The following is a 24636-nucleotide window of genomic DNA, read 5'->3' as shown; positions in this document are numbered from 1 at the left end:
ATGTTCTGCTGTATGAATAAGCTTTCGATGCTCGCAGCGACCCTGGCGTTGCTGACCTGCAACAGTGTGCTGGCAATGGGACCGTTCGACATCTACGAACAAGCATTGCGCAATGATCCGGTGTTTCTCGGCGCCATCAAGGAACGCGATGCTGGCCTTGAAAACCGCGTCATTGGCCGCGCCGGGCTGTTGCCCAGGATCGCTTACAACTACAACAAGGGGCGCAACTCCTCCAAGGCCACTGCCCTCGATGAGCGCGGGCAGAACCGGACCGATGACCGTAACTACAGCAGTTACGGTTCGACCCTGACCCTGCAACAACCGCTGCTCGACTACGAGGCTTACGCGTCGTACCGCAAAGGCGTGGCGCAATCGCTGTTTGCCGACGAAGCCTTTCGCGGCAAGAGTCAGGAACTACTCGTTCGGGTGCTGGAGAGTTACACCCAGGCACTGTTCGCTCAAGATCAGATCGACATCGCGCAAGCCAAGAAAAAGGCTTTCGAGCAACAGTTCCAGCAGAACGAACACATGTTCCGTCAGGGCGAGGGCACCCGTACTGACATCCTCGAGGCCGAGTCCCGCTATGAACTGGCCACGGCCGAGGAAATCGAAGCCCGTGATGAGCAGGACGCGTCGTTACGAGCGTTGGGCGCGCTGATTGGCGTGCCGGCGATCAACATTGGGGATTTGGCGCCGCTGGATCAGAGTTTCCAGACGTTCGCCCTGCAGCCGGCCAACTTCGATACCTGGCACGAGAGGGCCGTGGCCAACAACCCGAATCTGGCCTCGCAGCGCCATGCCGTGGAAGTCGCACGTTATGAAGTCGAACGCAACCGCGCCGGACACCTGCCCAAAGTCAGTGCCTACGCCTCGGTGCGGCAGAACGAGTCGGAAAGCGGCAACACCTACAACCAGCGTTACGACACCAACACCATCGGCATCGAAGTCAATGTGCCGCTGTATGCGGGCGGCGGGGTTTCCGCATCGACCCGTCAGGCCAGCCGCACCATGGAGCAGGCTGAGTACGAACTGGACGGCAAGACCCGGGAAACGTTGATTGAACTGCGTCGGCAGTTTAGCGCCTGCCTGTCGGGCGTGAACAAGTTGCGGGCTTATCAGAAAGCCCTGAAGTCTGCCGAAGCGCTGGTGGTTTCGACCAAGCAAAGCATTTTGGGCGGTGAGCGCGTCAACCTCGATGCATTGAATGCAGAACAACAACTATTTACCACCCGCCGGGATTTGGCACAGGCACGCTACGACTACTTGATGGCCTGGACCAAGTTGCATTACTACGCCGGGACGTTGAATGAGCAGGATCTGGCCAAGGTTGACGAGGCGTTCGGCCAGGGTCCGAGGCCCCACTGATTTGAGGGGCTTACAAATAGGGTTTTTCAAGGCACAGGGATTTTGGCAACACAACTAAGGACGGTAGCGGGATGAATAACAAGCACAACAACCTTGCCTTGCTCTGCGCATTGGCCACCCTCGGTACCGCGCAAGCGGCGCCTTACGTGGAAAACGGTAGAGCAGGCGATCCCAATAGTTGGCGCAGCACTGAATTCAATGCCGATTGGGGGCTGGGAGCGGTCAACGCACAAGAGGCCTACGCTGCCGGTTACACCGGTAAAGGCGTGAAGCTGGGGATTTTCGACCAACCGGTCTATGCCGCGCATCCGGAGTTTTCCGGTCCTGACAAAGTGATCACTCTGGTCACCAGCGGCATCCGCGAATACACCGACCCGTACATCCCGGTCAACGCCGGCGATGCGTTTCGCTACGACGGTTCGCCCTCGATCGGTTCCGACGGCAAGCTGGGTGCCCACGGTACCCACGTTGGTGGGATCGCTGCCGGCAGTCGCGATGGAGGCCCGATGCATGGCGTGGCGTTTGGCTCGCAGCTCATCAGTGCGGACAACGGAGATCCGGGCCCGGAAGACGGCATCATTCGCGGCAACGACGGCGCGGTCTACAAGGCCGGTTGGGATGCCTTGATCGCCAGCGGCGCGCGGATCATCAACAACAGTTGGGGCATCGGCATCACCGACCGCTTTGACCTCGGAGGACGTAACCCCGCATACCCGCATTTCACCGTGCAGGACGCGCAATTACAGTTCAACGAGATCCGTCCGTTGCTCGGGACCCAACCGGGCGGAGCCTACGATGGCGCCATCGCGGCGGCCCGCAGCGGTATCGTGACGATCTTCGCGGCCGGCAACGATTACAACCTCAACAACCCGGACGCCATCGCAGGCCTGGGCTATTTCGTCCCGGACATCGCGCCGAACTGGGTCACCGTGGCAGCCTTGCAAAAGAACCCGGACCTCAACAGCCCGGACCTCTACAACATCAGCACCTTCTCATCGCGTTGCGGTTATACCGCAAGCTTTTGTGTGTCCGCACCGGGCAGCAAGATCTACAGCTCGATCATCAGCGGTACCAGTGCCGGCAACCTGACCACCGGCTACGCCAACTACAACGGCACCTCGATGGCGGCGCCGCATGTCGCGGGTTCCATGGCCGTGCTGATGGAACGCTTCCCGTACATGACCGGCGCCCAGGTCGCCAGCGTGTTGCGCACCACGGCCACCGACATCGGTGCGCCAGGTGTCGATTCGCTGTACGGCTGGGGCATGATCAACCTGCGCAAAGGCATCGATGGCCCGGCGATGTTTGTCACCGAGCAAGACATTCCCGAGGCGTGGCGCATTCAGGGTGCCTACGGTTCGAGCCAGTTTGTGGCGGACTTGCCTGGGATCGGCGCGATTATCGACGCCGGCAAACCGACCGAACGCATGTGCAATGACGTGCACTGCGGACTGGACGTCTGGCGCAATGATATTTCCGGCCACGGGGGCCTGACCAAACAGGGCATCGGCACGTTGGTGCTGACCGGCGCCAACACCTACGCCGGCCCGACGCTGGTTAATCAAGGTCGATTGGCAATCAACGGCTCGCTGCTCTCGGCAGTCACCGTCAACGACAGAGGGATCCTGGGCGGTAATGGCCGCATCGGTGCATTGACCGCAAAAAGCGGTGGCACCGTAGCACCAGGCAACTCTATCGGCACCTTGCACGTGGCGGGCGACGTCACCTTCGAGCCGGGCTCGACCTACGCCGTGGAGTTATCGCCGACCCGCAGCGATCAGATCGTGGCGGGCGGTAAAGCCGTGATCGACGGCGCTACCATTAGCCTGTCCCTGGAAAACAGTCCGACCTTGCTGACCCCCCGCGAAGTGAAATCCTTGCTCGGCAACCCATACAACATTCTGCAAGCGGCCGGCGGGATCGAAGGACGTTTCGGCGCCGTGTTACCGGATTATCTGTTTATCGCAGGCACACTCGGCTATTCGGCCAATGGCATCCAACTGGCGGTAGAGCGCACCGCAGCTTCCTTCGCCAGTGTCGGCCAAACCCCGAATCAACGCGCCGTCGCCGCGGCCGCCGAGCAACTGGGCGTCGGCAATGCGCTCTATGAAACCTTGCTGCTTTCGCCGACTGCCGCCGTCGCGCAACAAGCCTTCCAGCAACTCTCCGGTGAGATTCACCCGGCGATCGGCACGCTGCTGATCAACGACAGCCGCTACCTGCGCGATGCCGTCGGCGAACGCCTGCGCGAGCGTGATCTGTTCAACGCTGCGGCACCCACCGATGACCGCAGCAACGCCTGGGTCAAAGTCCTCGGCGCCTGGGGCAAGGGCGATGGCGGGCATGACAACGCCAGTGCCAACAGCTCCATCGGCGGTTTGCTGGCCGGTGTCGACGGCCTGATCACTGAAGATACGCGGCTGGGTTTCGTGACCGGTTACAGCGACAGTTCGTTGAGCATGGGCGATGGCACGCATTCATCAGCCTCCGTCGACAGCTACCACGTGGGCGCCTATCTGGGCCATGAAATCGACGCCCTGCGTTTGAGTGTCGGTGGTGCTTACAGCTGGCACCGCATCGACGTGAAACGTGACCTGCAATTTGGCGACGTCAGCGGCAAACAGAAATCCAAACGCGATGCGACAACCGCACAATTGTTTACCGAAGCGGCGTATCGCCTGGACCTGCAACCGCTGGCGCTGGAACCGTTCGCCAACCTGGCTTACGTGCACCTGAACAGCGACAGCTTCACCGAGAAAGGTGATGCCGCGGCGCTCAAGGGTGGCGAAGACAACCGCGACGCCGTGCTTTCGACCCTCGGCCTGCGGGCGAGCAAAGCGATTACCCTGTCGGACCAACACCAACTGGAACTGTCCGGCACGCTGGGCTGGCAGCACAACCTGAGCAAGACCGGTTCCGAAGATCATCTGGCCTTCGCCAACGGCAATACCGCGTTCAGCGTGCAGAGCGTTTCCCTGGATCGTAACGCCGCCGTTGTGGGTGTGCGGGCCGGTTTGGCGGTGGCGCAGGACGTTCGTTTGAGCCTCGATTACAACGGACTGCTTGGCGCCAACGAGAAAGACCACGGTGTGGGTCTGACGCTCGACTGGCAGTTCTGATTTAACGCAAAGGAAGCAAACCTATGGGACTGTTTGATTACAAAAATGCTGACGGCAAGGCGCTGTACAGCGACGCCATCGCGCTGACGCTGTATGCGTACACGCCAACAAGTAAACCGCTGCCGGCGACCGGTTGGGCGCCGATTGGCGCCGCGCAGCTGGGCTATCAAGGCAAGGTCGGCGCACAAGGCACCTTCTATGGCGAAAAGAACGGTTTCACCAGCGCCGAAGCCGAAGTGCTCGGCAAGTACGACGCGGCGGGCACGCTGATCGGTATCGGCATTGCCTTGCGCGGCACCGGCGGCCTGGGTTACAGCGACACCTTGGGCGACATGAAAAACAACCTGCTGGCTGCTGTCGGCCCAGTGGATTACGCGACGAACTACGCGAAAAACGCCTTCGACAGCTTACTCAACGACGTCGCTGCGTTCGCGATAGCCCATGACATCAGCGCCAGGGACGTACTGGTCAGCGGCCACAGCCTTGGCGGGCTAGGGGTCAACAGCGTCGCCGAACTGAGTGGCAACAACTGGGGCGGTTTCTTCAAGGAGGCCAGCTACATTGCCTTCGCCTCGCCGACCCAAAGCGCCACCGGTAACAACGTGCTGAACATCGGTTACGAGAACGATCCGGTGTTTCGAGTGCTGGACGGCACCACGTTCAGTAGCGGTTCCCTGGGCAAGCACGACGGACATCAGGACTCGGCGACCAACAACATCGTCAACTTCAATGACCAGTACGCGTCCACGTCGCAGAACCTGGTGCCGTTCAGCATCCTCAACCCGCTGACTTGGTCAGCTCACGGTTCGCTGGGTTATGCCGACGGTTTGAATCGGGTGATCGGCTCGGGTTTCTACGACCTCACCGACAAGAACTCGACGCTGATCGTGTCCAACCTGGCGCAAGCGTCCCGGGGCAAGACCTGGGTCGAGGACCTTGGCCGCAGCGGTGAACACCACACCGGCAGCACATTCATCATCGGCACCGACAGCAACGACCTGCTCAAGGGCGGTGCCGGCAATGACTTCATCGAAGGCCGCGATGGCGATGACCGATTCCGCGATGACGGTGGCTATAACATCCTGCTGGGCGGCAAGGGCAGCAACACCTTCGAATTGCAAAAGCCGTTACAGAATTTCAGCGTTGCCAACGACGGGGACGGCACGCTGTACGTGCGTGATGCCTATGGCGGTATCAGCATGACCCGCGACATCGGCGCGCTGGTCAGTAAGGAATCGGGGGCATGGTGGGGGAGCAAGGAGCTGACTTACAGCGTCACCGCCAACGGTTTGCTCAACGGCAATGAACTGACCCAGTACAACCACTCGCTTAACGGTGATGCCTATAGCAACACACTGGTAGCCAGCGTCGACGGCGACTGGTTGTTCGGCAATGCCGGCAACGATCTGCTGCGCAGTGACAAAAGCCACGTGACCTTCGTCGGTGGCGCGGGCAATGACGTGATGCAGGCCTCGGGTGGCAACAACACGTTCCTGTTCAGCGGCGCCTTTGGTTTCGACACGATCAATGGCTACCAGAGCGGCGACAAACTGCTGTTCATGGGGGTTCAGGGCGCGGGGCAGGGTTACGACTACACGCAACACGTTTCGCAGACGGGCCATGACACGGTGCTGAAGGTTGGCGACTTTGCCGTGACCCTGGTGGGGGTGGGACTGGATAACCTTGCGGCTTCAGGCATTACGTTTGCCTAAGGCTGCATGCACTAAATGCTCTGGGGCGCCTCGTGACTGAGGCGTTCTGGTTGTGAGCTATCTCTGACAACTCCAACAAAGAGAGAGGCAATACCAATGGGTGTGTACGACTACAAGAACTTCGGTACAGCCGATTCCAAAGCGTTATTTACCGACGCGATGGCGATCACGCTGTATTCCTATCACAACCTCGATAACGGCTTTGCCACCGGCTATCAACACAACGGCTTCGGCCTTGGCTTGCCGGCGACACTGGTGACCGCACTGATCGGTGGTACCGACTCCCAGGGCGTCATTCCTGGAATCCCTTGGAACCCCGACTCGGAAAAAGCCGCGTTGGACGCGGTGCAGAAAGCCGGCTGGACGCCGATCACCGCCACGCAACTGGGCTATGACGGCAAGGTCGATGCACGGGGAACGTACTTCGGGGAGAAAGCCGGGTACACCAGCGCTCAGGTGGAAATCCTCGGCAAATACGACGCGCAGGGTCATCTCAGCGAAATCGGTATCGCCTTTCGCGGCACCAGCGGCCCACGAGAAAGCCAGATCAGCGACTCCATTGGCGACGTGATCAATGACTTGCTGGCGGCGCTAGGGCCCAAGGATTACGCCAGTAACTACGTCGGCGAAGCCTTCGGCAACCTGCTTGGCGACGTGGCGGCCTTTGCCTGGGCCAATGGACTGTCGGGCAAGGACGTACTGGTCAGCGGTCATAGCCTCGGCGGGTTGGCGGTCAATAGCCTGGCAGATCTGAGCAACAGCAAGTGGGCCGGGTTCTACCAGGATTCCAACTACATCGCCTACGCCTCGCCGACCCAAAGCAACACCGACAAAGTGCTGAACGTCGGTTACGAGAACGACCCGGTGTTCCGCGCCCTCGACGGCTCATCGTTCAACCTGTCATCGGTGGGCGTGCACGATGCCGCCAAGGTCTCGGCAACCGATAACATCGTCAGCTTCAATGACCACTACGCCTCGACAGCATGGAATGTGTTGCCGTTTTCCATCCTCAACATCCCCACCTGGATCTCGCACTTGCCCACCGCCTATGGTGACGGCATGAACCGGGTGATCGAATCGACGTTCTACGACCTCACCAGCAAGGACTCGACGATCATCGTTGCCAATCTGTCAGACCCGACGCGTGCCAACACTTGGGTTCAGGATCTGAATCGCAACGCTGAAACCCACAAGGGCAGCACCTTCATCATCGGCAGTGACGGCAATGACCTGATTCAGGGGGGGCGAGGCAACGACTATCTGGAAGGCCGCGATGGCAACGACACCTTCCGCGACGGTGGCGGTTACAACATCCTCTTGGGGGGCAAGGGCAACAATGTGCTGGACATGCAGCAGTCAGTGAAAAACGTCGACTTCGCCAATGATGGCGCCGGCAACCTGTACATCCGCGACGCCAAGGGCGGCATCAGCATTACCCGCGACATCGGCAGCATTGTGACCAAGGAGCCGGGGTTTCTGTGGGGCCTGTTCAAGGATGACGTGACCCACAGCGTCACTGCCGAAGGCCTTAAGGCAGGCAACAACCTTACCCAGTATGCGCCAACGGTAAAGGGCGGCACCGGCGCCGATACGCTCAAGGCACACGCTGGCGGCGATTGGTTGTTTGGACTGGACGGCAACGACCATTTGATCGGCGGCAAAGGTAACGATGTGTTTGTCGGGGGCGCGGGTAATGACGTGTTGGAGTCGGGAGGCGGAATCAATACGTTCCTGTTTAGCGGCGCGTTTGGTCAGGACCGGGTGATCGGCTACGAGGCCAGCGACAAACTGGTGTTTCTCGGGGTTCAGGGTGTGATGCCAAACGACGACTATCGGGCGCATGCCACGGCGGCGGGGCACGACACGGTGCTGACGTTTGGGGGGGATTCGGTGACGTTGGTCGGGGTTGGGCTGGATAGTTTGTCGGGCGGGGGAATCGTTATCGCCTAGATTTGCGGCTACACAATTAGAAGATCGCCAGCGCCTGCACCGGTCATGGGTGTAGGCGCTGGCGAAGCCTGCGATCTTTTGATTTTGCTATTCAGTCGTCCTGTCGAATCGTGGTCACTTCATCGGCCTTGACCCTCACCTTCGCCCCGGAAATATCTTCGAATTCAAAGAAACCGTCCTTGGTCTTGGTTTTCGGCATGTCCTTGGTCAAATACTGGGTGCCGTTCTGCAGCGTCACAACCGTTGGCGTCGAGCAACCGGCCAGGGCCAGAAAGGCCGCTACCGCCAGGGGCAAGCCCAGAGTCTTGATATTCATAACCACCTCTCATCCTTCAAAAAAACAGCGCGACTGCCACGAACGAAATCAATCGTCACTGTACCTCTATCGCGGTTGGTGCGATGGATTGGCAGAAAGTTCATAGACACTCGAAAAATTACCGATTAACGCCGCCGCTTATCCTTTTCCGTTTGCACCGGGCGGGGCGTAGCTGTTATCTGTACGCATAACCAGTATTCGCTCGCCATGGCCTTTTTTCCTGTGACTGCAAACCCGCTCGACGATCCGTTCTATTACTTGAATAACTTCATGCAAGTGCTTGATTGGCTTGAGCTTCGCTATGCCGATGTGTTGAGTGTCGAAGAGCAACACTTCATCGGCGAGTTCAAGCGGTTGCCCCGTGAGTCCAGGGCGCTGCTGGTCAGGATGGTGATGCGCAAGGGGAATCACTTCCGGGCGAGCAAGCTGCATTACGCCGAAATCGGCGACATCGCCATCGCCGCCGGCCCCTTGCTGACGGTGGGCTGGATCGATGAGCAATCGCCGCTGTCGATCGAAGCGCTGTTCGAGGTATTGCTCAAGGCGGAAATTCTCCAGTGCTTTGGCGCCACCATCGATCAACCCAAAGGAAGAAAGGCCGATTGGCTGCCTGCACTGAATGAACAGTTTCCCCAGACTCACAGCTTCGGCCAGTGGTGCCCGTCGCTGGATGACCGATTGTTCAGCCTGACCATCATGGGTCTGTGCGACCGGCTGCGCTTGATGTTTTTCGGCAATCTTTACCAGGACTGGTCCGAGTTCGTGCTGGCTGACCTGGGCATCTTTACCTATGAAAAAGTCGAGTTCTGCGCCGACTCCCGAGGTCTTCGCAGCCGCGATGACGTGGATGCCTGCCTCTTCCTTCATGAATGTCAGCAGCATTTCGAGGCCGGCGAAGCAGTAGAAGACATTGTCGAACAGATAAAAGGGCTGGCGCTGAGCAATTCCTGGCTGCAAAGACGTCGCGGCAAACTGTTGTTCCAGATCGGTCAACACTGCGAGCGCCTGGCGGATTTCTCTACCGCACTGGCGATTTACCGTGAGTGCGCCTACCCCGGCGCGCGCCTGCGGTTGATTCGCGTATTGGAGCGTTGTGGTGAATACCAACTGGCCATGGACCTGGCCGGCGCGGTGGAGCAATCACCGGAAAGCGCCGCCGAGCAGCAACAGTTGCTGCGTGTGTTGCCCAGGCTGCGGCGTAAGTTGGGCGGGCCGGTGATAAAGCGCGTATCCCCACGGGAGATGCTGCGACTGGACCTGCAACTGCCCAGAACCGACCCTGCGTTGTCGGTGGAATATTACGTTCAGGCGCATTTGGCGCAAGCGTCGGCACCGGTGCATTACGTCGAAAACAGCCTGATCAACTCGTTGTTCGGTCTGCTGTGCTGGCCGGCGATTTTCGCGCCGTTGCCAGGGGCGTTTTTCCACCCGTTCCAGCGTGGGCCGGTGGATCTGCTCAATGAGGACTTTCACGCACGCCGGGCGGAGCTGTTCCAAGGCTGCCTGGCTGAACTCGATGACGGGCGCTACCGCCAGACGATTCGTGAACGCTATGCCACTAAGTGGGGCGTGCAGTCGCCCTTCGTGTTCTGGGGTGTGCTGAGCGAAGAACTGCTGGATCAGGCACTCGCTTGTCTGCCGGCCGAACACCTCAAGCACTGGTTCAATCGACTGCTGTTGGACATCAAGGCCAATCGCGCCGGTATGCCGGACCTGATCCAGTTTTGGCCGCAGGATAAAACCTACCGGATGATCGAAGTCAAAGGGCCCGGTGATCGCCTGCAAGACAATCAATTGCGCTGGCTCGAGTTCTGCCATGAGCACCAGATGCCGATTGCCGTCTGCTACGTGCAATGGGCGGAGCAAAGCGCTTGAGTTACAGCATCGCGGTGCGGGCGCTGTGTGAATTCACCGCCAAGGTCGGTGACCTCGATCTGCGCTTTACGCCGTCGCCAACGGCGCTGGAAGGGATTGTCGGGCACCGTACGGTGGCGTCCCGGCGTAGCGAGGGCTACCAGAGGGAAGTCGCGCTTGAAGGTCTGTATCAAACGTTGAAGGTAAAGGGCCGGGCCGACGGCTACGACCCCACGCAAAATTGCCTGGAAGAAGTCAAAACCTATCGTGGCGATTTGAGCAAGCAACCGGCCAACCACCGTCAGTTGCACTGGGCGCAGGCGAAGATTTATGGCGGGTTGATGTGTCAGAAACTGGAGTTGGCGCAGATCAATCTGGCCCTGGTGTATTTCGACATCGCCAGCGAAAAGGAAACCTGCCTGGTCGAGGCTTTCAGCGCCGCGCAACTGCGGCTGTTCTTCGAACAACATTGCGCCTTGTTCTTGCACTGGGCCGAACAGGAAATGGCTCATCGCGAAGGGCGAAATCGAGCAGCGCAACAACTGGCGTTTCCCCACGCCGACTTTAGACCGGGGCAACGTCATCTGGCGGAATCAGTGTTCAAGGCCGTCAGCACCGGTCGTTGCTTGATGGCCCAGGCGCCCACGGGGATCGGCAAGACCGTCGGCACGCTGTTCCCGATGCTCAAGGCCCTGGCGCCGCAGCAACTGGACAAAGTGTTCTTCCTCACGGCGAAAACCCCTGGGCGGAAACTGGCGCTGGACGCCGCGCAAGTGATCCTCGACAGCGCCGACGCGCCCCCCTTGCGAGTGCTCGAAATGATCGCCCGGGACAAGGCCTGCGAGCACCCGGACAACGCCTGTCACGGTGAATCCTGCCCGCTGGCCCACGGTTTCTATGATCGCTTGCCCGCCGCTCGCCAGGCGGCCAGCAAACTGTCCCTGCTGAACCAGAACGCGTTGCGCAAGGTCGCCCTAGAGCACGACGTCTGTCCCTACTACCTGAGCCAGGAAATGGCCCGCTGGGCAGACGTGGTGGTCGCTGATTACAACTACTATTTCGATTTCAGCGCGCTGCTGTTCGGGCTGGCCCAGGCCAACAACTGGAAAGTCGCGGTGTTGGCCGACGAAGCGCACAACCTGGTGGAGCGCGGCCGGCAGATGTACAGCGCCAGCCTCGACCAATCGACCCTCAGCGGCGTACGAAAAACCGCGCCTGAGGCGTTGAAAAAATCCTTGCAACGGGTCAACCGTGAGTGGAATGCCCTGCATAATCTGCAACTCGGCGCCTATCAGGCCTATGACAAGGCGCCAGAAAAACTGCTCCAGGCGTTGTTAACGTGCAGCGCCAGCATCGGCGCCTACCTGAACGATCATCCGCAAGGCCTGGACGGAGCGTTACAGAACTTCTATTTCGACATGCTGCACTTTTGTCGGGTGGCCGAGCTCTTTGATGAACAGTTCCTGTTCGACATCAGCAAGCGTGACCTCGACCGCCAACGCAACCTGTCGCAGCTGTGCCTGCGCAACGTGGTGCCCGCCGGCTTCATCCGCCCACGCTTGACGGCTGCACGCAGCACCGTGCTGTTTTCCGCGACCCTGAGCCCTCGCCACTACTACGCTGATCTGCTGGGCACGCCGGCGAACACGGTGTGGATAGACGTTGAATCCCCCTTTCAGGCTGATCAACTGCAAGTGCACATCGTCAGCCAGATCTCCACACGGTTCGTCCATCGCTCGTCATCCCTTGCGCCAATCGTCGAGCTGATTGCCCGGCAGTTCAGTCAACGTCCCGGCAACTACCTGGCGTTTTTCAGCAGCTTTGATTATTTGCAGCAAGTGGCGCAGTTGCTGGCCCAGACGCATCCCGACATCAATCTGTGGTCGCAGTCCCGGGGCATGGGGGAAGGGCAGCGACAGGACTTTCTCAATCAGTTCACCGCCGAGAGTCAGGGTGTCGGTTTCGCGGTGTTGGGCGGGGCGTTTGGCGAAGGCATCGACTTGCCGGGCGCGCGACTGATCGGAGCGTTTATCGCCACCCTCGGGTTGGCGCAACTCAACCCCGTCAACGAGCAGCTGAAACAGCGCATGGCAGCAATTTTCGGCGCCGGTTATGACTACACCTACCTGTTTCCCGGTGTGCAGAAAGTGGTGCAGGCGGCGGGGAGGGTGATCCGTACCCAGCAGGATCAAGGGGTGGTGATGTTGATCGATGACCGGTTTGGCGATAGCAAGGTCAAGCAGCTACTGCCGCGCTGGTGGTCGATTGATCCGAGGCGGTGATTGACTACGCGATCTACATGATTGATCCCGATGGCATCATCACCCGCTGGAACGCCGGCGCCAGGCGTTTCAAGGGGTATGAAGAGGCCGAGATTCTCGGTCAGTACTTTTCGCGGTTCTATACCGAAGCCACACAAGCCCAGCAGACCCTGGAGCAAGCCGCCCCGCCCGTGCCCCGACTGTGTGTTGGTGGTGGACGACGACAGCCTGGTGTTGACCAGTACCTGCCTGTTGCTTGAGGACCTTGGGCATCGAGTGACCAGTGCGCTGTCCGGTGCTCAGGCGCTGGCAATGTTCGACAGCGAGCAGGTGATTGATCTGGTCATCACCGACATGTCCATGCCACAGATGAATGGCGCGCAACTGGCGCAGGCTATCCGGATCATTAAGCCGAGCCTGCTGATCATCCTTGCCCCCGGCTTTCTTGTACGCCGGGTACAGGACGTCCTCTTCGAGACGGGCATGGATGGCGATCTCAATTTCCAGCTTGGCCCGTTCAGGCTTTGCGATTGAGCAAGCTGCGCGCCATTCGCGCGATGCCGTCTTCCAGCAACGACCGTGGGCAGCCGAAATTCAGGCGCACGAACTGTTTGCTGTCATCGCCGAAATCCAGACCAGGGCTCAACCCGACCTTGGCCTGTTCAAGGAAGAACTGCTGAGGGTTATCCAGTCCCAGCGCCGAGCAATCGAGCCACGCCAGATACGTGCCTTGCGGGATATTCATGGTCACACCCGGCAGTCGGGTGTTTACCGCGTCCACCAGATAATCCCGATTGCTTTGCAGATACGCCTTTAACCCGGCCAGCCAAGGCCCCCCTTCACTGTAGGCGACACGCGTCGCTTCCATACCCAACGGGTTGACGCTGTCGACCATGCCGCAACGGGCGTGGTTGACGCGCGCGCGCAACACCGAGTCCTGAATAATCATGAACGATGTTTTCAGCCCGGCGATATTGTAGGCCTTGCTCGCCGACATCAATGTGATGGTGCGTTTGGCGACTTCCGGGCTCAGGGAAGCCGTTGGAATGTGCACGCGCCCGTCGAAACACAGCTCGGCATGAATCTCGTCAGAGATAATCCAGGCATCCTGCTCCAGACAGATGTCGGCGACCGCTTGCAGTTCTTCTCGCGGGAAGACTTTGCCCACCGGGTTATGCGGGTTGCTCAGCAGCAGCGCACCGCCACCTGTCAGCGCCCGATTCAAGGCATCGAGAGGCGTAGTGTAAGTGCCGTCCGGCGACGCGTCGAATTCGAGTTCAACCTTGTTCAAACCCCAGTGACCCGGGGCATGGCGCAGCGGCGGGTAGTTCGGAACCTGAACCACAACGTTTTGCTGCGGCTGGACCAGCGCATTCAGCGCCATGTTGAACCCCGACTCCACGCCCGGCAGGAAAATCAGTTCCTCAGGCAATACGCGCCAGGCGTACTTGTTCCAGAGGTCGGCGACGATGGCATCGCGCAAGTCATCCTGGGCCACGCTGTAGCCGAGCATCGGGTGTTCCAGACGTTTCTGCAGGGCCTGGATGATCACCGGCGGTGCGGAGAAGTCCATGTCGGCCACCCACATCGGCAACACGTCGGCCGGATAACGGCTCCATTTGGTACTGCCGGTGTCGTGACGGTCGAACACCTGATCAAAATCGAAAGTCATGCTCAGTCTCATAAAGGGCGGGGTAAATCCGACGGTCATGATAAACGCCAAGTCCCTGTGGGAGCGAGCGCTCACAGGATGTCTGTGATGACTGACGCCTTGGCATCAACCGCCGATCTCTATCGCTCTCGGGTTGATCCGCTGACGCTGCGGTGATTGCTCGCGTTTTCTAATGAGCGTCTATGCTGGGCTAACCGATCCCATACCTCTGCAGCGATCTGCAAGGAGGCAGCAATGGTGCCCGCATTCAGCTCCGAGAAGGCGTTCACACGCAGTCTGCTCGATGTTTTGATCCGTGCCGGACTGATTGCCGTACTGGTGCTGTTCTGCTTTGAGATCTTCAGCCCGTTCCGCGATCTCATGCTGTGGTCACTGATCCTGGCGATCACCCTTTATCCACTGCAAGAGCGGCTCAAGGGGCCGTTGGGTCAGAAAGACGGCCATATTGCGACGCTGATTGTGCTGATCGCTATTGTTGTGCTCATGGTGCCGATCTATCTGTTGGTCACCTCGATTGCCGATTCGGTCGCGCATGCCATGACCACCGTCAAAGAAGGCCGCTTCCATATTCCTCCACCTGCCGATTCAGTCGCTGACTGGCCGTTAGTGGGCAAGCCTGTCTCTGCTTTATGGCTGCAGGCCTCAACCGATCTTCCCGACCTGACAGCAAAGTACCTACCGCAGATAAAGCATTTCAGCGTGAGTTTCCTGGGCAAACTGGCCGGCGTCGGCATGGGGTTCCTCACCTTTATCTTTGCGTTGATCATCGCCGGCATTTTCATGGCCTATGGCGACAGCGGCAGGCGCAGTGCGGTACAGATCGCGACCCGCGTCAGCGATCCGGGCAAGGGGCCGAAAATCGCCGAACTGTGTACCGCAACGATTCGTGCAGTCGCGTTGGGGGTGGTTGGTATCGCTTTTATCCAGATGCTGCTGGTGGGCATCGGATTCGTGCTCATGGGCGTCCCCGGTGCCGGACTGCTTGCCTTGGCGGTGCTGCTGCTCGGCATCATGCAATTGCCGGTGACGCTGATTACGCTGCCCGTGATTGCCTTTGTGTTCGCCACCGAGGGGGCCAGCACGGCGACCATCATCTTCGCCATCTATGTGTTCATTGCCGGCCTGGTGGATAACGTACTCAAGCCCTTGCTGCTGGGGCGCGGTGTCGATGTGCCGATGCCAGTGGTGTTGATCGGTGCTCTGGGCGGCATGTTCACCAGTGGCATCCTCGGGTTATTCATCGGCCCGGTGGTGCTTGCGGTCGGCTATCAGTTGTTCTGGCAATGGGTGGAGGATCAGCCGCAGAACAGACCGGACGTCCCGCCAACGTTATGACGGCTCGAGCTTGCGCCAGCAATCAGCTGACCGGCTCGGCCGTACAACTCATTGTCCCTGAGCCTGGCCTCTGGAAAATGACCCCGTTGCCGTCTTGCCAGAAGCGGTAGCGTCCCTGGTTATCCTTGCCAATGTATTGGGTTCCCGAATCACTCGGCATCTGGCTCAGGGTGATCGAAGTGTTCGCCCATTTCAGGTACACGACACCTGGCCGAGTGTTAAAGAAGGTGGCGGCAATCAGTGCGTTAAACCCAGTACAACGAAAAGCCAATGGACCTTCGGTGAGCCTGTCTGGATCCTTGGTTCTCACAATGGCCGAGCCTTGGCGTAGCTGGTGCGCGCGCTCGGCATAACGTTGGATCGTGCAGGCCTTGGGCTCAGACGTGGACGCACACTGATTACGGGAGTCGATCCAGAACTGCTGGTCGATCAAGACGTTGTCTGGCCGCGGTACTGAACGTTCATCCGTGAGCGCCAGGCGATAAAGACGCGTCAATTCGATATCCATCTGCGCCAGTTGCGAATCGCGACAGATAAGCTTTTCGACGGATGCCCTTGCCGTGGCGCAGTCAAAGCTGGTCTTGAACGAGGCCGCCGTTGCGCAGGTGCTCGTCGCCGCGCAAACGCTGGCAGCGAGCAGACAAGTGAAAAGGGTCGTGACCGTTTTCATGTTGGCTTCACCCGGATCATTACGTGATCCCCGAATCGCCATGGAAGCTATCGATCTGTTGAGCATTGATTCGTTCGCATTGGGTGTATCGCAGTGTAAGTCAGTACTCAAAACTTGCCACTCCGGCGGTGGCCGGGTTGTGGGAGGGGGCACGGGGATGTCTCCCGGAGGGAGAGCAGCCTCTCTCCTTTCTGTGTGGCGCAAGCAATGTTAAAAATTGTTATATCAAAAAATACTTCACATAAGTTGATCATTGATGGATGATCTCCACCAGCCAGTATGACAACCTGATAATCCCGACTGATGGGCTGAATGACAGCGCCTTGCAGGCGCGCAAGCAGTCGCTGCTTTTCTCTGGAGTACCCCATGACTACCTCCACCGCACGTCCGCTGCTGGGCTGCATCGCCGACGATTTCACCGGTGCCACGGACCTGGCAAACATACTGGTGCGCGGCGGAATGCGTACTGTGCAAAGCATCGGAATCCCGAGTGCAGACGTCGCTGCGGGGCTTGACGCCGATGCGATCGTCATTGCCCTGAAATCGCGTACCTCTCCGGTCGCCGAAGCGGTCGAACAATCCCTCGCCGCGTTAGCTTGGCTGCGCGAACAAGGCTGTGAGCAGATATTCTTCAAATATTGCTCGACGTTCGACTCCACCGCGGCTGGCAATATCGGCCAGGTCAGCGAAGCACTGCTGGCCGCACTGGGTAGCGACTTCACCCTGGCTTGTCCGGCGTTCCCGGAGAATGGACGGACGATCTTTCGCGGCCACTTGTTTGTACAGGATCAACTGCTCAGCGCGTCGGGCATGCAGCATCATCCGCTGACGCCGATGACTGATGCCAACCTGGTTCGGGTCCTGCAATCTCAGACCGGCCTGAATGTCGGCCTGTTGCGCTACGACACCATTACCGGCGGCACTGAGCCGGTGCGTGCACGAATCGAGGAGTTGAGGGCTCAAGGTGTCGGCATGGCTATCGCTGATGCCTTGTCGGACAGCGATCTGTATACCCTCGGTACGGCCTGTGCCGACTTGCCGTTGTTGACCGGTGGTTCGGGGCTGGCCCTGGGTTTGCCGGAAAATTTCCGTCGTGCCGGCAAGCTGCGCGACCTCGATGCGTCGAAACTGCCGACGGTGCTCGGCGGGGAAGTGGTGTTGGCCGGCAGTGCTTCGATCGCCACCAATGGGCAAGTGGCGGCCTGGCTCGAAGCCGGCCGGCCGGCGCTGCGGATTGATCCGCTGGCCTTGGCGGCGGGTGAACCGGTGGTGGCGCGAGCCTTGACCTTCGCCCGAGATAGCGAGCAAACCGTATTGATCTACGCCACCAGCGCACCAGATGAGGTCAAGTCGGTGCAACAGCAACTGGGTGTCGAACAGGCTGGAAGCCTGGTGGAAAACGCCTTTGGCGAAATAGCCCAAGGTCTGCGCGAGAGCGGCGTGCGCCGCTTCGTGATCGCCGGCGGAGAAACCTCGGGCGCTGTGGTTCAGGCGTTGGGCGTACAGCTGCTGCAGATCGGCGCGCAGATCGATCCGGGTGTGCCGGCGACCGTCAGCAGTAATGACGAACCTTTGGCGCTGGCACTGAAATCAGGCAACTTCGGTGGCCGCGACTTCTTTAGCAAAGCCTTGAACCAGCTTGCCCAGGCCAAGGGGGCGAAATGAGCTGTGCAATAAGTAACGAAAGCGCCCTGCGCGAAGAAATCTGTGAAGTTGGCCGCAGCCTTTATCAGCGCGGTTACACCGTAGGCAGCGCCGGGAACATTAGCGCACGCCTGGTCGACGGTTGGTTGATCACACCGACTGACGTCTGCCTCGGGCGCCTCGATCCGGCGACTATCGCCAAGGTCAATCTGGCCGGTGAATGGGTGTCCGGTGACAAGCCTTCAAAAACCCTGACATTGCACCGCCAGGTTTACGACCGCAACCCGAGTGTCGGCGGCGTGGTGCATACCCATTCCACTTATCTGGTGGCGTTAACGCTGGCAGGTGTCTGGCAGACGGACGACATTTTGCCGCCGCTGACGCCGTATCAGGTCATGAAAGTCGGGCACGTCCCGTTGATTGGCTACCAGCGACCCGGTTCGCCGAAGGTTGCCGAGCAAGTCGCGCAGTGGGCCAATAGTGTTCGCGGCGTGATGCTCGAACGGCTTGGCCCGGTGGTCTGGGAGAGCTCAGTGTCCAGGGCCAGTTACGCGCTGGAGGAACTTGAGGAAACTGCGCGGCTCTGGCTGATGAGCCATCCCAAACCGGAGCCTCTCGACCAGGCGGCTTTGGACGAGTTACGAGAAACCTTCGGCACGACCTGGTAAAGCGCTGGCTCGGCACCTTGGGTTTGTGCATTACCCTGCTGATCTGGCCGTTTGTCGGACTCTTTATCTCAGGAGCTACCATGCCTCGTTTTGCTGCAAACCTCAGCATGCTCTACCCGGAACATGCGTTTCTGGATCGATTCGCCGCCGCGGCTGCCGATGGTTTCGACGCGGTGGAGTATCTGTTTCCCTACGATTACAGCGCTGAAGAACTCAAACAACGCTTGAGCGACAACGCACTGGTGCAGGCACTGTTCAACGCGCCGCCCGGTGATTGGGCGACGGGCGAGCGGGGCACGGTGTCGTTGCCTGGCCGTGAGAATGAATTTCGTCGCGGTTTTGATCGCGCCCTGGAATACGCCGACGTGCTGGGTAACTCGCGCATCCATGTCATGGCCGGCCTGCTGCCTTCCGAGAGTGATCGGGCACGGCATCACGCCATTTACCTGGAAAACCTGGCCTATGCCACCGCCCGGGCGGCCAAGGTCGGTATCACGGTACTGCTGGAGCCGATCAATACACGAGACATGCCGGGCTTTTTCCTCAACCGGCAGGACCAGGCCCAGGCAATCTGCAAGGAAGTAGGCGCCAGTAACCTGAAGGTTCAGTTCGACTGTTATCACTGCCAAATCGTTGAAGGCGACCTGGCCACCAAGCTGCGTCGGGACTTCGATGGAATCGGCCATATCCAGATTGCCGGCGTGCCGGACCGGCATGAACCGGACCAGGGAGAAGTCAACTATCCCTATCTGTTCGAGTTGATCGACCAGTTGGGTTATGACGGCTGGGTAGGGTGCGAATATCGGCCGCGTGGCAACACGTCTGCCGGCTTGCAGTGGTTGCGCGACTGGAAAGCGCGCCAAGCGTAATAGAGGAGGGCGGCGACGGGCCAGGAGTTCGTCGTTTCATGCCGACGTATTGTCAGACGGCAGCAACAATTCGACTCCCTGCTTGCGAATGCCATCGGCCGCGGCCGGGGTCAACGCGTCGTCACTGAGGATAATGTCGAACTGCTCGAGCCCGGCAATCTTGTACATGCCAAATGTGCCGTATTTTGAACTGCTGGCCACCAGCGCCACTTGCGAGGCTGATTGCATCGCAGCTTGCTTCACCTCCACCTTCAGCGCCGAAGGCGTGGTGAGGCCGCGACGCAAATCCCATGAGCTGGTGGATATGAACGCGATGTCGGTGACGACCTGGCGCAAGGTGGCAACCGCCAGGCCGCCCACGCACGATTGATTGGAGTGATCCAACTGCCCGCCGGTATGAATCACCGTGACATCGGGTGTTTCGATCAGCGCCTGAACAATGCCAAAGTCGTTAGTCACCACCGTCATGCCGGACAGCGTCTTGATATAGGGGACGATTTCCAGCGTGCTGGTTCCCGCATCCAGGTAAACCGTCATATCGGCATGCAGCAGCCGCGCGGCGAGTTTGGCCATGGCCTGCTTCTGTGCCAACTCGACCACCGCCTTGAGCTGATGGCTGGGCTCACTATGGAGCTGGCTGGCGATCCGCACCCCACCCGTTACCGAGTAAGCTCTACCTTCCTGCTCCAGCAGCGCGATATCGCGACGTATGGTCATGTGCGAACAGTCAAACATCTCCATCAACTGATGAACGCTCAGCACCTGATGTTTGCGCAACTGTCGCAGCATTAACTCACGGCGCTGTTCAGGAATCATCGGTGCGCCGCTTTCGGCGGCGATGTCCTTTTGACTAGGCATTCGGGCTCCAGATTAAGGAAAGCTGACGGTCAAACATAGTAGCGAATCTGTAACGGGATCAGTAGCGCGGCGATGTGACGGGGCCTGGGGACAATGACCATCACTCTGGCTTGCGTGGTGCCTGGCACTTAAATTGAGCCGCGTTTAGCGTGGAGAGGGCTTCCTGCTCTTTCGATATGTAGCCAGTGAAGGCACAATGCGCATCCTTTTTTGGCTGGCCTTGCCGGAGGCGCCTCGAAATGATCAAAACGCCGTACTACCTCATCGATAAACAAAAGCTGCTGGCGAACATGCAGAAGATCGCCTATGTGCGCGAACAGTCCGGGGCCAAGGCCCTGCTGGCACTCAAGTGCTTCGCCACTTGGTCGGTGTTCGACCTGATGCAGCAGTACATGGACGGCACCACGTCGTCGTCGCTTTACGAGCTCAAGCTCGGTCGACAGAAGTTCGCTGGCGAGACCCATGCCTACAGCGTGGCCTGGGCCGACGACGAGATCGAGGAGATGCTCGAAAACTGCGACAAGATCATCTTCAACTCCATCGGTCAGTTGCAGCGCTACACCGAGGCTTCGGCCGGCAAGGTGCGCGGCCTGCGGGTCAATCCGCAAGTGAGCAGCTCAGATTATCTGCTGGCCGACCCTGCGCGACCGTTCAGCCGTCTGGGCGAATGGGACCCGGTGAAGATCGAGCAGGTCATCGAGCAGATATCTGGCTTCATGTTCCACAACAACTGCGAGAACGGTGATTTCGGCCTGTTCGACCAGATGCTGTGCACCATCGAAGAACGCTTCGGCGACTTGCTGCACAAGGTCGAGTGGGTCAGCCTCGGTGGCGGGATCCATTTCACGGGTGAAGGCTACGCGTTGGACGAGTTCTGTGCGCGCCTCAAGACCTTCTCGCAAAAATACGGCGTGCAGGTTTATCTGGAACCGGGCGAAGCGGCCATCACTCAGAGCGCGTCGCTGGAAGTCACCGTGCTCGACACCCTCTACAACGGTAAGCACCTGGCGGTTGTGGACAGCTCCATCGAAGCGCATATGCTCGATCTGCTGATCTATCGCCTGAACGCCAAGCTGGCGCCCAGCGAGGGTGAGCACACGTACATGGTGTGCGGCAAATCCTGCCTGGCCGGAGACATTTTCGGTGAATATCAATTTGATCGTCCGCTGGCTATCGGGGATCGGCTGTCGTTCATCGACGCAGCGGGTTACACCATGGTCAAGAAGAACTGGTTCAACGGCCTGAAAATGCCGTCCATCGTAGTGAAACAACTTGACGGTACCGTCGAGGTGGTTCGTGAGTTTGGTTACAACGACTACATGTCCAGCCTTTCGTAAGCTGGCAAAGAAGGAGAGAGAGAAAAATTGAAGAAGAACGTGCTTATCATTGGTGCAGGAGGTGTCGCCAAGGTGGTGGCCCACAAGTGCGCGCAGCACAACGATGAACTCGGTCGTATTGCTATCGCGTCGCGCAACATCTCCAAGTGCCAGGCCATCATCGACAGCGTCACGGCCAAGGGCAGCCTCAAAGTGCCCGCCGATATCCAAGCCTTCTCGCTGAACGCTCTGGATGTCGAAGCGACCAAGGCGCTGATCCGCGAAACCGGATCGCAGATCGTCATCAACGTCGGTTCCGCCTTCCTCAACATGTCGGTGCTGCGTGCCTGTATCGATACCGGCGTTGCCTATCTGGACACCGCCATACACGAAGAACCGGGCAAAATCTGCGAGACGCCGCCCTGGTATGGCAACTACGAGTGGAACCACCTCGAAGAGTGCAAAGAAAAGAACATTACCGCCATTCTCGGCGTGGGCTTCGACCCCGGTGTCGTTAACGCCTATGCAGCACTGGCGCAACAACAGTATTTCGACCGCATTGATTCGATCGACATTCTCGACGTCAACGCCGGTTCCCATGGTAAGTATTTCGCCACCAATTTCGACCCGGAAATCAACTTCCGCGAATTCACCGGACAAGTGTGGAGCTGGCAGAACAGTCAGTGGACCAGCAACACCATGTTCGAAGTCAAACGCACCGACGATCTGCCGGTCGTAGGGGCACAGAACCTGTACTTGACCGGCCACGATGAAGTGCATTCCCTGTCGAAGAACCTCGGCGTGCCCAACGTACGTTTCTGGATGAGCTTTGGCGAGCACTACATCAATGTGTTCACCGTACTCAAGAACCTCGGCCTGCTCTCCGAGCAACCGGTCAAGACCGCCGAAGGCCTGGAAGTCGTACCGCTGAAAGTGGTCAAGGCCGTGCTGCCTGATCCGGGTTCGCTGGCGCCTGGCTACACTGGCAAGACCTGCATCGGTGATTTGGTCAAGGGCACCAAGGATGGCCAGCCGCGCGAGGTGTTCATCTACAACGTGGCCGATCATGAGGACGCTTACGCAGAAACCGACAGCCAAGGCATTTCCTATACCGCTGGCGTGCCGCCCGTGGCCGCAGCCTTGCTGGTCGCCCGGGGCGAGTGGGACGTGCAGCGTATGGTCAATGTCGAGGAGTTGCCGGCTGAGCCGTTCCTCAAGGCGCTGGATGTGATGGGCCTGCCGACCCGTATCAAGGACGAGAATGGAGACCGTCCCTGGAGCTGCAACGCTTGAGGCTCGCAACCTACAGGTGAACTGAGTTCCCCGCTCGCTACGTAAAAACGCCGCTCTTTGAGCGGCGTTTTGGTTTGTGCGTAATCTCTTTCCTATACCAGTGACCTTCCGCTGCCCGACATAAAACGCTGGCGATGGATGCTTGTGGTACCGATAGCAAAGTTCGGGCTCCATCACACTGGCTTAGTCGAACATTCAAGCCGTGTCCAGTTGTGATTTACGGCCACCAATATCTGCGGCACTGCCCTACACATGTATAAGGGCCGAACCTCTTCTAAGACAGGAAAAGTGTTTGGGCACGATAACGTAGGCGCCGGCGTTGAACCGACTCCAATCGCGTGATCTTAGTTGACGTTTTTCGGCTGCGTCAGCTTTTTGATCTATATCACCCCTTGGGAAATACCCTACAAAGCTGCGGGAGCTCGCGGCAATAAAAATTGACCTGCATTCCCTAGACTTATCAGCATGAAGCCAATTGATTGGCAGCCTCAAACAGGACCATTTTGCGACGGCACTCCCGACGTTAACCTCAAATAACCGGCATTTTAGGTTAACGCCTATGACCCCCCCGAACGTGTTGCAGATGCAGTGTGACGTCCTGCGCTTTCGCGCCACGTGAAAGGAAATGCGCTACTAAGAGGCAACAATGCTAAAAGCAATCATCGTAGACGACCATCCGTTCATTCGCTCTTCCGTCAAAATGATCCTCAAGCAGGAAAAATATGAAGTGGTCGCCGAGGCTGGCAACGGCGCGGATGCCATACAGATGGCCCGGCAACACCTGCCGGACCTGATCCTGATGGATATTTCCATGCCTGGCGTGGACGGTCTCGACGCCTTAAACAGGATCGCCCATCTCAAGCTACCCACCAAGGTGCTAGTGCTGACGTCGCTCTCTCCCTCGTTTTACTCGTTGCGCTGCATGAAGGCGGGCGCGGCGGGGTATGTGTCTAAAGGCGATGACCTGTGCGAATTGGTCAAGGCCATCAATGCGATCAAGTCCGGGTATACGTTTTTTCCTGATCTGACCATCAATTCAGCGCGCAGGAATGACGTCGAGGCCGCGGAACTGGCCCTGATCCAAAGCTTGTCCGACCGCGAGCTGTCGATTTTCAAGCAACTGGCCCTGGGTATGGCCAATAAGCAAATCGGCGAGTCCATGTTGCTGAGCAACAAAACCATCAGTACGTATAAGGCCCGGTTGATCGAGAAGCTGAACATCACTTCGCTCGTTCATTTGTCCGCGTTGGCCAAGCGTAACGACGTTATCTGATGTGCCTATGCCTGAGAGGCTTGCTGGCACTTTTGTGTGTGGCTCACATCGGCTGTCGCTGCACCCGCACAGACCTTTCAGCTGTTGGGTCGGTCGGACATCGTTCGTCGAGCTGACGGCACCGCTTGCGGTTCCTGCTCCAGAAGAGGCGCGCCCAATGCGGCTGCCAACTCAAAAAAGGGGCAAGGAATTCTTATAAACTGCCTACCGAAATTCACCTTGAACATGGTCGCAGCCGCTGCGATCACCACCATCGACCTGAAACCCTTTTGTGTGGTCCACGCCGTCATGCTAGCCATCCGATTTGCGATGGGATGGTGATTGCCGGCAATGACAATACGGAGGGGAGGGCTGGCACGGCTTGAGTTTTTGTGGAACTGGCAACCGAAACTGACCCCGATCGCGGATGACAAAGTAGCCCTGAATCGCCCTCAGAAACAACCAGCCTTCATCTAAGACGA

General features: G+C 58.8%; 17 protein-coding genes and 2 pseudogenes. 14 read left to right on the top strand and 5 right to left on the bottom strand.

Annotated features, from left to right (window positions below):
* The 4 genes from ACXPVS_RS16770 (at position 1) to ACXPVS_RS16755 (ending at position 8146) form a co-directional block, all read left to right on the top strand.
* Positions 1–1365, top strand: a complete 1365-nt coding sequence (locus ACXPVS_RS16770) for a TolC family outer membrane protein (RefSeq protein WP_458510918.1) — start codon at positions 1–3, stop codon at positions 1363–1365.
* A gap of 71 nt (positions 1366–1436) precedes the next feature.
* The gene (locus ACXPVS_RS16765; protein WP_458510917.1) at positions 1437–4484 is read left to right on the top strand and encodes an autotransporter domain-containing protein; all 3048 of its coding nucleotides are present in this window, start codon (positions 1437–1439) and stop codon (positions 4482–4484) included.
* A 23-nt stretch (positions 4485–4507) separates the two neighbouring features.
* On the top strand, positions 4508–6196 hold the full coding sequence (locus tag ACXPVS_RS16760) for a polyurethane esterase (RefSeq protein ID WP_458510916.1): 1689 nt from the start codon (positions 4508–4510) through the stop codon (positions 6194–6196).
* Positions 6197–6292: 96 nt separating this feature from the next.
* Positions 6293–8146, top strand: coding sequence for a polyurethane esterase (locus ACXPVS_RS16755; protein ID WP_458510915.1), 1854 nt, complete (start codon positions 6293–6295; stop codon positions 8144–8146).
* 91 nt (positions 8147–8237) lie between these two features.
* Here ACXPVS_RS16755 and ACXPVS_RS16750 read toward each other — a convergent pair whose 3' ends face one another.
* Entirely contained in the window at positions 8238–8462 is a 225-nt protein-coding gene (locus ACXPVS_RS16750) for a YgdI/YgdR family lipoprotein (protein WP_458510914.1), read from the bottom strand.
* A gap of 207 nt (positions 8463–8669) precedes the next feature.
* Between ACXPVS_RS16750 and ACXPVS_RS16745 the strand changes: the two genes are divergently transcribed.
* The 3 genes and pseudogenes from ACXPVS_RS16745 to ACXPVS_RS16735 form a co-directional block, all read left to right on the top strand.
* Positions 8670–10337, top strand: coding sequence for a VRR-NUC domain-containing protein (locus ACXPVS_RS16745; RefSeq protein ID WP_458510913.1), 1668 nt, complete (start codon positions 8670–8672; stop codon positions 10335–10337).
* Positions 10334–12598 carry an ATP-dependent DNA helicase gene (locus ACXPVS_RS16740; RefSeq protein WP_458510912.1) on the top strand — a complete coding sequence of 755 codons (2265 nt, stop codon included), beginning with the start codon at positions 10334–10336 and terminating at the stop codon, positions 12596–12598. Before ACXPVS_RS16745 ends, ACXPVS_RS16740 begins: the two co-directional genes overlap by 4 nt.
* A pseudogene (locus tag ACXPVS_RS16735) lies at positions 12589–13030 on the top strand (response regulator); the annotation flags it as partial. The gene ACXPVS_RS16740 and the pseudogene ACXPVS_RS16735, both read left to right, overlap by 10 nt.
* Here ACXPVS_RS16735 and ACXPVS_RS16730 read toward each other — a convergent pair.
* Positions 13004–13090 (bottom strand): annotated as a pseudogene (locus tag ACXPVS_RS16730) (hemerythrin domain-containing protein); the annotation flags it as partial. The pseudogenes ACXPVS_RS16735 and ACXPVS_RS16730 sit on opposite strands and share 27 nt — an antisense overlap.
* Before the next feature lie 4 nt (positions 13091–13094).
* Positions 13095–14249: a MalY/PatB family protein gene (locus ACXPVS_RS16725; protein ID WP_458510911.1), complete on the bottom strand. Its 1155-nt coding sequence runs from the start codon at positions 14247–14249 to the stop codon at positions 13095–13097.
* A gap of 234 nt (positions 14250–14483) precedes the next feature.
* Between ACXPVS_RS16725 and ACXPVS_RS16720 the strand changes: the two genes are divergently transcribed.
* Positions 14484–15584: an AI-2E family transporter gene (locus tag ACXPVS_RS16720; RefSeq protein WP_458510910.1), complete on the top strand. Its 1101-nt coding sequence runs from the start codon at positions 14484–14486 to the stop codon at positions 15582–15584.
* A 22-nt stretch (positions 15585–15606) separates the two neighbouring features.
* Here the strand turns inward: ACXPVS_RS16720 and ACXPVS_RS16715 are convergent, their stop codons facing one another.
* Positions 15607–16254: an MliC family protein gene (locus ACXPVS_RS16715; protein ID WP_458510909.1), complete on the bottom strand. Its 648-nt coding sequence runs from the start codon at positions 16252–16254 to the stop codon at positions 15607–15609.
* A gap of 366 nt (positions 16255–16620) precedes the next feature.
* Between ACXPVS_RS16715 and otnK the strand changes: the two genes are divergently transcribed.
* From otnK to otnI, 3 genes are all read left to right on the top strand, one after another.
* Positions 16621–17919, top strand: a complete 1299-nt coding sequence (gene otnK, locus ACXPVS_RS16710) for a 3-oxo-tetronate kinase (RefSeq protein ID WP_458510908.1) — start codon at positions 16621–16623, stop codon at positions 17917–17919.
* An 8-nt stretch (positions 17920–17927) separates the two neighbouring features.
* Complete coding sequence (gene otnC / locus ACXPVS_RS16705; protein WP_458510993.1) at positions 17928–18566, top strand: 3-oxo-tetronate 4-phosphate decarboxylase; 639 nt, start codon at positions 17928–17930, stop codon at positions 18564–18566.
* An 80-nt stretch (positions 18567–18646) separates the two neighbouring features.
* Positions 18647–19435 carry a 2-oxo-tetronate isomerase gene (gene otnI / locus ACXPVS_RS16700; protein WP_458510907.1) on the top strand — a complete coding sequence of 263 codons (789 nt, stop codon included), beginning with the start codon at positions 18647–18649 and terminating at the stop codon, positions 19433–19435.
* 36 nt (positions 19436–19471) lie between these two features.
* Here otnI and ACXPVS_RS16695 read toward each other — a convergent pair whose 3' ends face one another.
* Complete coding sequence (locus tag ACXPVS_RS16695; protein ID WP_458510906.1) at positions 19472–20293, bottom strand: DeoR/GlpR family DNA-binding transcription regulator; 822 nt, start codon at positions 20291–20293, stop codon at positions 19472–19474.
* A 239-nt stretch (positions 20294–20532) separates the two neighbouring features.
* Here ACXPVS_RS16695 and ACXPVS_RS16690 point away from each other — a divergent pair, with 239 nt between their 5' ends.
* The 3 genes from ACXPVS_RS16690 (at position 20533) to ACXPVS_RS16680 (ending at position 24175) form a co-directional block, all read left to right on the top strand.
* Positions 20533–21630: a carboxynorspermidine decarboxylase gene (locus ACXPVS_RS16690; protein WP_140682909.1), complete on the top strand. Its 1098-nt coding sequence runs from the start codon at positions 20533–20535 to the stop codon at positions 21628–21630.
* A gap of 27 nt (positions 21631–21657) precedes the next feature.
* A complete protein-coding gene (locus ACXPVS_RS16685) occupies positions 21658–22902 on the top strand; it encodes a saccharopine dehydrogenase family protein (RefSeq protein ID WP_458510905.1) in 1245 nt (414 codons plus the stop codon).
* Positions 22903–23548: 646 nt separating this feature from the next.
* Positions 23549–24175: a response regulator gene (locus tag ACXPVS_RS16680; RefSeq protein ID WP_458510904.1), complete on the top strand. Its 627-nt coding sequence runs from the start codon at positions 23549–23551 to the stop codon at positions 24173–24175.
* Positions 24176–24636 lie beyond the last annotated feature (461 nt).

The organism is Pseudomonas sp. Ma2-10 (assembly GCF_054330215.1).
Note: the sequence above shows the minus strand (reverse complement) of the source record. Positions and strands in the feature narration are given on the sequence as shown.